Genomic DNA, 6,000 nt, shown 5'->3' on the forward strand with positions numbered 1-6,000 from the left:
CTTTGGTTGATTATTCTAATTTCTATTTTATTATACTCCAAAGTGTCTCAAACTAATATTTCTAATAGTTTCAACTTGAATTTTTAGCGAAAAAAGTAGAAAATAAGGTAAGTATTTAGATATTTAATTTTTGAACAATATGTTTAAATAGATATGGTCTTGAGGAGAAGAGAAGCTTTTTATAGGAGTGTTATGAGATGAAACACGAAAATTCACAAGAAGCAAATGGTGACATTGTTGCCAATATAGAGAAGGATTTACGCTACATCTCTGGGATCATCAAGCAAAAAGGAAGAGAAATGCTAAGTAATTATACGATTACTCCACCGCAATTCATTGCATTGCAATGGCTCTTTGAAGATGGTGATATGACAATCGGGGAGCTCTCTAATAAGATGTATTTGGCATGCAGTACGACGACAGATCTTGTTGATCGAATGGAGAAAAATTTACTTGTAGAACGGGTAAAAAATCCAAACGATCGTCGTGTTGTCAGAATTCATCTACTTGAAGAGGGCAAGCGAATCATTGATGAAGTGATTAAAAAGCGTCAAGTTTATTTAGAAGAAGTGTTGGTCGATTTCTCATCTGAAGAAATTCAACTTCTTCAAAAAAGCTTAACGAAATTGCATCAGGAAATGCGTTAAAAGAGGCGATAAGTTTGAAACAAGCAATTGGTGTTATTGATTCCGGCGTTGGCGGATTAACTGTTGCCAAAGAGGTAATCAGACAGCTTCCAAATGAGAAAATCATCTATTTGGGGGATACCGCACGTTGCCCATATGGGCCGAGAACAACAAAGGAAGTAAAGAGGTTCACATGGGAAATGACCTCTTTTTTATTAGAAAAGAAGATTAAGATGCTCGTTATTGCCTGCAATACGGCAACAGCAGCGGCACTAGACGAGATTCGTAAGGAATTGTCCATCCCAGTTTTAGGAGTAATTAATCCAGGAGCACGGGCGGCAATCAAAAAAACAAAAAACTACCGTGTAGGAATTATCGGCACAGAGGGTACTGTAAAAAGTGGTGCATATGAAAGAGCCTTGAAATCATTAAATAGCCGGCTTTTTGTCAAAGCACATGCTTGTCCAAAATTTGTCCCTCTTGTTGAGAGTAATGAATTTGGTGGGCCGATTGCGGAAAGAATTGTCGACGAGGCCTTAAAGCCGATGCAGAATCAGAACCTGGATACCCTTATTTTAGGCTGCACCCATTACCCATTGCTTGAGCCCGTCATAAAAAATGTTATGGGTGAGTCTGTAAGCGTAATTAGCTCTGGTGATGAGACCGCTCGAGAAATAAGTGCAATCCTCCAATATAATGGGTTACTAGATTCGTGTGAAGAAGAACCAGAGCATGAATTTTACACAACCGGTTCAAGGCGGATATTTTCAAAAATCGCCTCACAATGGCTGGGGAATCCAATTAACAATGTGCAAAAGATCAAGCTATAAGTTGAGCCTTCTTTAAATAAGAGGCTCTTTTTTATTTTGCTGAAAAAACGATAATGTCCATAACTCGTGGACATTTGTACACGCGTGGTGCCTGACACCATTTTTAACATTGTTACTATTTTTACTATTTATATTATTTTTTAAAATATTGTTCTATTTTTCTTGTTTAAGTCGGTCTAATTTCTCTCTAGGCTCGTATACATGTTAGTACAAACTGTCTTAGGGGGAAATAGTTATGTCTAAAAATAAAGCCAAGATCCTTATGTCGACTGTGCTTACTTCAACAGTTCTACTCTCAGGTTGTGGATTATTAGGGTCGGAAACACAAAAGAAAATTGATCCACCAAAGAGTACGACGATTGCAGAAAAAACAACAAGTAAGGAACCGACGGCTAAAGAAACGGCTAAGCAAGAAAACACAGTCAAAACGGAGCTTTATCTGGTTGATAAAGATGGCTATGTTGTACCGCAAACTTTGGACCTACCGAAAACAACATCAGTTGCTAAACAGGCCCTTGAATATTTAGTGGTGAATGGACCTGTTACAGATCAACTACCAAATGATTTTCGAGCAATCCTCCCAGAGGACACGGATCTGTCTGTGAATATTGATAAAGATGGCGTCGCCACGGTTAATTTTTCAAAAGAGTTTAAGAATTACCAAGCTGAAGATGAGATGAAGATCCTCCAATCGGTCACTTGGACGCTGACTCAGTTTGATAATGTTAAAACCGTTAAGCTAAAAATGAACGGTCATGATTTAACGGAAATGCCTGTTAATGGAACACCAATAAGTGAAAACCTCTCAAGAGCCACCGGTATCAACTATGATACAGCGGATGTAACTGATATCACCAATACCAAACCAGTAACTGTCTATTATATTGGCGGTGAAGAAGGCTCCTACTATTATGTACCTGTGACGCGCCGGGTTAGCAACACTGAGAAAGATCCCTATGTTGCAGTCGTCAATGAATTAATAAAAGGACCTAGTGGGAAATCACCACTCGTATCTGAATTTATGTCAGATGTTAAACTCCTAGAGGCGCCAAAGTACGAGGACGGACAAGTAACCTTGAACTTTAATGAGAATATTTTTGGCAGCTTTGAAGAAAAGGAAATTTCACAACATTTACTAGATGCACTCGTGCTTTCCTTAACGGAACAAGAGGGTGTTGAAAAAGTGGCTGTTCAAGTAAATGGCAAGGCAGACATCAAAAATGACAATGGCAAAAAATTAACTGAACCAGTAACTCGACCAGAAAAAGTCAATACAGGTAGTTTTTAAAAAAAATTATTTGTTATACTATATAGTGACCAAGAAAGAGGTTGGCTTTAAGCCCGCCTCTTCTTTATTTGGTATAAGTAAAATTCATGTACCAATTTAAAAATGCTTTACAAAGTTGAAGGAGGTAGTATTTGTGCGTGTTGATGGAAGAGAGCCGCTCCAACTAAGGCCCATACATATTGAACCAAATTATTTAATGCACCCTGAAGGTTCTGTCCTTATTTCTGTTGGTAATACGAAAGTAATTTGTGCTGCAAGTATTGAAGAGAGAGTTCCTCATTTTATGAGAGGGGAAGGCAAAGGCTGGATTACTGCCGAGTATTCGATGCTGCCAAGGGCGACAGAAACAAGAAACATTCGCGAATCGTCAAAAGGGAAGGTCTCTGGCCGGACAATGGAAATTCAACGGTTAATCGGGCGTGCCCTTAGAGCAGTTGTCGATTTAGGGGCGTTAGGTGAAAAAACCGTTTGGATCGATTGTGACGTGATCCAAGCGGATGGTGGGACACGAACAGCCTCGATCACCGGTGCATTTGTGGCGATGACCCTCGCTTTAAATTCTTTAGCAGAGAAAAAGTCGTTTGCAAGGTTTCCGATTACGGATTATTTAGCAGCAACAAGTGTGGGGATTTTACAAAATAACCAAACTGTTCTTGACTTAAATTATGCAGAGGATTATAAGGCACAGGTCGATATGAATGTAGTCATGACTGGAAATGGCGAATTTGTTGAACTGCAGGGAACGGGCGAGGAATCAACATTCTCCTACGAGCAGCTTCAAGGTCTGCTTAGTGCTGCTCAAACTGGGCTTATGGAACTATTTGAACAACAAAAAGCGGTACTCGGTGAAGAGATTACCCGAAAAATAGAATCACGAAGACAAAAATAAGGGGCGACTGTGAATGAAAGAAGTTATTATTGCGACGAAAAATCCCGGAAAGGCGAGGGAATTTGAGCATATCTTTGCGTCAAGAGGGATCGAAGTCCGAACCTTGCTTGATTTTCCTGAAATACCCGACGTAGACGAAACGGGCTCGACGTTTGAAGAAAATGCGATCTTGAAGGCGGAGGCTGTCTCCCAAGCACTTGGGAAAATGGTGATTGGCGACGATTCTGGCTTGATGGTGGATGCGCTTGAAGGAAGACCAGGAATCTATTCAGCACGCTATGCTGGGGAACCAAAAAATGACCAAAACAATACAGATAAAGTCCTGTCAGAATTAAAAGGACTTCCAGATGAAAAGCGATCCGCACGATTCTACTGTGCTTTAGCTGTCGCCGTTCCAGGTCAAGAAACCATAACGGTGTCAGGCACCTGTGAAGGTCGTATTCTTGAAGAACAAAGAGGTACCAATGGATTTGGCTATGATCCTGTTTTTTATGTGCCTGAGAAAAGTCTAGCCATGGCCGAATTATCATCAGATGAAAAAAATAAAATCAGCCACCGTGCGAATGCATTGAAGAAGCTCGATGTGGTCTTGGATTCTATTTTAGAAAGAGCGGAGAAGTAATGAGTAAGGTTTTAGTGGTTAGTGATAGCCATGGGTTGACGAAAGAACTCAATGTTTTAAGAGAAAGGCATTCTGAAGATGTTGATTTAATGATTCATTGTGGCGATTCGGAATTGATGCCTGATGATCAAGCGATATCTGGTTATATAACGGTAAGGGGAAATTGTGATTTCGGCAGCGTATATCCGTTGGAGATGATGGCTGAGGCGGCGGGGAAGAAATTCTTCATTACTCATGGGCATCTTTATTCAGTAAAATCTTCTTTGATGAATATTAAATATAAAGCACAGGAAGTAAACGCCGATATCGTCTGTTTTGGCCACTCGCATGTCCTTGGTGCGGAAGTGATTGATGGTACCTTATTTTTAAATCCAGGCAGCATTCGCTTGCCAAGGGAACGCTTAGAAAAAACCTATGTTATTCTTGATTTACAGGATGAGAAAGTTAAAATGTCAGTGTTTGAAGCGGATGGACGAGAAATTCCAGAGCTTGCCCGTGAATTTGCCCTTCGATAAATAAGAGGGAGAGTTCCTCTCCCTTTTATTTTTTTAAAAAAATAATCGAAAGTCTGTTGACTTTTTGATATTACGGTAATATAATAAATCTTGTCTTAAACAACTTATATGTCCCAGTAGCTCAGCTGGATAGAGCAACGCCCTTCAAGAAAATAGGAGCCTTTATAGGGAAACAAGAACCTATAAAGTGGACGACACTATATCGGTGAAGCCTTAACAGATTATGCTGATGGTAATACCGAGGAAACTTACGCCTTTCATAAGGAAGAGAAATCTTGAATGACTGACAACTGTCAGTGGTAAGGATTTTAAAAAATAATCTTTTTGATTATCGTGAGGTTCCGTAGAGACTACACGTGTCGCACCTGAAATGGTGAAGATATAGTCCAGACCACAAACAGCATTTGTTTGGTGACGAAAGTCATAGTGGTAAGCTAAGGCGTGGGTCGGGAGTTCGAATCTCTCCTGGGACGCTATACTACATACTAGAGAAAAAAACTCACTTTTATAAGTGAGTTTTTTTCTGTTTATTGATACTTGCTTACAATCCAAATAATTTTATTTGCCAAACAATTTTCTAAAAATTGAAGAAGGGTGGTAATCAGATGAAACATCATACTAAGAGTAAAGGGGACTTAGGTGTTTTAAAGGCTCAGGTTGACCTTTATGAAAAGGGGTATATGATTTTACTTCCACAAACAGAGCATGCTCCATTTGATTTAGTTGTTTATAAAGATCAGAATTTTAAAAGAGTGCAGGTTAAATATAGAAATTTAAATAAAAAAGGGATTTTAGAAGTTAGATTTAGTTCATCCTATAGTACTAGCAATGGTGTAATGACCAAATATGTAGACAAAGATGAAATCGATGTATACTGCCTTTACTGTCCTCAAACAGATGAATGTTATTACTTTGATCCAAAATCCTTCCATAATTCGATTAGCTTGAGAGTGAAAATACCAAAGAATAACCAAATGCTAAATGTTAAATTTGCTAAAGATTATCGTGAGGTTCCGTAAAGACTACACGAGTTGCATTAACCTAGGTTCACCACCATTAAGGTCACATAGAACCTCTTTAAGTGACCGAAACCATGGCTGTAATGGCTATACGGTCACATAGAACGCCTTTAAGTGACCGAAACCCTGGCTTCAGCGGCAATACGGTCACATAGAACGCCTTTAAGTGACCGAAACCCTGGCTGCAGTGGCAATACGGTCACATAGAACG

7 protein-coding genes are annotated in these 6,000 nt (G+C 39.4%); all 7 read left to right on the top strand.

The window, feature by feature from the left end; genetic code table 11:
* The first annotated feature begins 197 nt into the window (after nt 1-197).
* The 7 genes from J7E63_RS08710 (at nt 198) to J7E63_RS08740 (ending at nt 5,789) form a co-directional block, all read left to right on the top strand.
* Nucleotides 198-647 carry a MarR family winged helix-turn-helix transcriptional regulator gene (locus tag J7E63_RS08710; RefSeq protein WP_215000924.1) on the top strand — a complete coding sequence of 150 codons (450 nt, stop codon included), beginning with the start codon at nt 198-200 and terminating at the stop codon, nt 645-647.
* Nucleotides 648-661: 14 nt separating this feature from the next.
* Nucleotides 662-1,456 (top strand): glutamate racemase, encoded by a 795-nt coding sequence (gene racE / locus J7E63_RS08715; RefSeq protein WP_251033436.1) that lies wholly within the window; start codon nt 662-664, stop codon nt 1,454-1,456.
* Between the two features lie 235 nt (nt 1,457-1,691).
* Complete coding sequence (locus tag J7E63_RS08720) at nt 1,692-2,744, top strand: GerMN domain-containing protein (RefSeq protein WP_215011126.1); 1,053 nt, start codon at nt 1,692-1,694, stop codon at nt 2,742-2,744.
* Nucleotides 2,745-2,877: 133 nt separating this feature from the next.
* Nucleotides 2,878-3,633, top strand: coding sequence for a ribonuclease PH (gene rph, locus J7E63_RS08725; RefSeq protein ID WP_215011128.1), 756 nt, complete (start codon nt 2,878-2,880; stop codon nt 3,631-3,633).
* Nucleotides 3,634-3,646: 13 nt separating this feature from the next.
* On the top strand, nt 3,647-4,255 hold the full coding sequence (locus J7E63_RS08730; RefSeq protein WP_214731816.1) for an XTP/dITP diphosphatase: 609 nt from the start codon (nt 3,647-3,649) through the stop codon (nt 4,253-4,255).
* The gene (locus J7E63_RS08735; RefSeq protein WP_215011130.1) at nt 4,255-4,770 is read left to right on the top strand and encodes a metallophosphoesterase family protein; all 516 of its coding nucleotides are present in this window, start codon (nt 4,255-4,257) and stop codon (nt 4,768-4,770) included. Before J7E63_RS08730 ends, J7E63_RS08735 begins: the two co-directional genes overlap by 1 nt.
* 605 nt (nt 4,771-5,375) lie before the next feature.
* Nucleotides 5,376-5,789: a group I intron-associated PD-(D/E)XK endonuclease gene (locus tag J7E63_RS08740; RefSeq protein ID WP_215011132.1), complete on the top strand. Its 414-nt coding sequence runs from the start codon at nt 5,376-5,378 to the stop codon at nt 5,787-5,789.
* The last annotated feature ends 211 nt before the right edge of the window (nt 5,790-6,000 follow it).

This window comes from Bacillus sp. ISL-75 (assembly GCF_018613095.1).

Excerpts from the sequence above, each read along its gene's own strand:
- J7E63_RS08710 (WP_215000924.1), top strand. The coding sequence starts at position 198 with ATGAAACACGAAAATTCACAAGAAGCAAATGGTGACATTGTTGCCAAT.
- J7E63_RS08720 (WP_215011126.1), top strand. The coding sequence starts at position 1,692 with ATGTCTAAAAATAAAGCCAAGATCCTTATGTCGACTGTGCTTACTTCA.
- J7E63_RS08730 (WP_214731816.1), top strand. The coding sequence starts at position 3,647 with ATGAAAGAAGTTATTATTGCGACGAAAAATCCCGGAAAGGCGAGGGAA.
- J7E63_RS08735 (WP_215011130.1), top strand. The coding sequence starts at position 4,255 with ATGAGTAAGGTTTTAGTGGTTAGTGATAGCCATGGGTTGACGAAAGAA.
- J7E63_RS08740 (WP_215011132.1), top strand. The coding sequence starts at position 5,376 with ATGAAACATCATACTAAGAGTAAAGGGGACTTAGGTGTTTTAAAGGCT.